The 1,362-nt window shown below is 27.4% G+C and carries 2 protein-coding genes; both read left to right on the top strand.

The annotated features are described in order from the left end of the window. The first annotated feature begins 79 nt into the window (after window positions 1-79). Window positions 80-502: a hypothetical protein gene (locus GQS57_RS18235; protein WP_165734403.1), complete on the top strand. Its 423-nt coding sequence runs from the start codon at window positions 80-82 to the stop codon at window positions 500-502. Further along, window positions 486-1,253, top strand: coding sequence for a tetratricopeptide repeat protein (locus GQS57_RS18230; RefSeq protein ID WP_165734402.1), 768 nt, complete (start codon window positions 486-488; stop codon window positions 1,251-1,253). Before GQS57_RS18235 ends, GQS57_RS18230 begins: the two co-directional genes overlap by 17 nt. The last annotated feature ends 109 nt before the right edge of the window (window positions 1,254-1,362 follow it).

Here is a 1,362-nt window from a genome sequence, read left to right as displayed (position 1 = left end):
ATTCACTTCAATTTTCCTTCGGAAAATAGCCGCTCATTAAAAACGCAACTTTCAATACACAACAACGTTGTAAATAATTATGAAGAAACTTTTCGCTTTTATAACAATATTATCGCTTTTTGGATTTTCGCAAGAAGACAATGAGTGTAATGAAAGAACAATTCCATATTGGTGGAATGGAATAAATAGCAGAATTGAAGGAGAAAAACCAAGTTTAAGAAAAACTTTCAAAAATATTCAAAAATCTGAAACTGAAATTACACCAAAAAATGGTTTTATAACTTTAAGATTAAACATTACTAAAACTGGAAAATTCTGCGACATAGAAACATTTCAAATTGACGAGAATTATGAAAAAACAGAATTTAACAATGGAAAATTAGCCAAAAAAATTGAACAAATTGCTATTAAAATTAAAGACTGGAAAAGAGACAAAGATTATAAAACTTACAATTTAATAAGGTTAAAAATTAAAGACGGAAAAATTGAAGAAATTTTTTAAAATATTAGGAATTGTATTTGGTTTCATCATAATTATAGGAATTGGTTTCAGTATTTACCTTTATTTCTGGAATAAAGATAGAATTCAGACAACAAAAGAATTATCTGAAAAAATAGAGAATTTTGAATCCAAAAATAGTGAAGAATATATGGAATATTCAGTTCACTTAAATAAGGCAGGAGATTTTGAAAAAGGGTTTACATATTTAAATAAAGCAGTTGAACTTGAGCCAGAAATGCATTTAGGTTATCGAGGTTGGATCAGATTAAGGAAAATTAGAGATTTTGATAAAGCTTTGGCAGATTTTGATAGACTTGATAGTTTAACACCTAAATTTGTAGATGCGCCTTGGGGAGAAAACATTGACTTTTTGAGAGGAGAATGCTATTTTGGAAAAAAAGATTATCAAAAAGCAATTGAATCATTCAATCTAAATGTTAAACATAATAAAGAAGATTGGGTAGATATTCACACTTTTGTTTATCTCGGACTTTGTGAATATAAACTCGGTAATTATGAAAAAGCTATTTCAGAATTTGAAAGAGCTTTAGCACAATCAGAATATACGACTGAATCATCTTTTGGAATTTCTAAAGCATATTACAAACTTGGAAATAATGAGAAAGCTAAAGAAAATATTTTAGAAGCTGAAAAAAACATAGATTATAAAAGAGATGATGCTTACAATGAATTTTTAAATGAAATTTATTTGTCTGAAATATTAGAATTTAAAGAACAATTAGAAAAATAACTATTTACAACACCGTATAAACTTTATTGCTGGTTTTAGCTCACTTGGGAAATTCCTCCGGAATTTCGCCGTTCGTGTTTTATTTACTAAATTCACTGCTTAAACAACG

The sequence above is a fragment of the Polaribacter sp. 20A6 genome (genome assembly GCF_011378915.1).
GTDB classification, from domain to species: Bacteria; Bacteroidota; Bacteroidia; order Flavobacteriales; family Flavobacteriaceae; genus Polaribacter; species Polaribacter sejongensis.
The sequence above is the reverse complement of the archived record's forward strand: the minus strand, read 5'-3'. Positions and strand labels throughout refer to the sequence as shown.